Origin of the sequence: Streptomyces sp. NRRL F-2664 (genome assembly GCF_000719345.1) — a bacterium.
GTDB lineage: Bacteria > Actinomycetota > Actinomycetes > Streptomycetales > Streptomycetaceae > Streptomyces.
Genome location: NZ_JOFX01000657.1, coordinates 1 through 206, shown reverse-complemented (window position 1 = coordinate 206; position 206 = coordinate 1). Strand labels below are relative to the sequence as shown.

The following is a 206-nucleotide window of genomic DNA, read 5'->3' as shown; positions in this document are numbered from 1 at the left end:
CGATCTCGGTCACCGCGCCGAGGGGCGAGGCGACGCGGGTGACGACGGGGCCGTGTCCGGCCAGCGGCCGCCCGTACTCCAGCCCCGTCACCGCCCCGTCCCCCGCCGTGGCCTTGCGGACCAGCCCGTCCTGCAGTTCGAGGACGGCCGTCAGCCGGTGGCCGTCGCCGGAGCGCGGGGGTGCGGTGAAGACGACCCGGCCGTCG

Annotated in this window: 1 protein-coding gene; it reads right to left on the bottom strand. The window is 78.2% G+C overall.

What is annotated here, in order from left to right:
- On the bottom strand, window positions 1-206 hold a 206-nt coding region (locus IF89_RS40520), incomplete at both ends, for a hypothetical protein (RefSeq protein WP_043195273.1).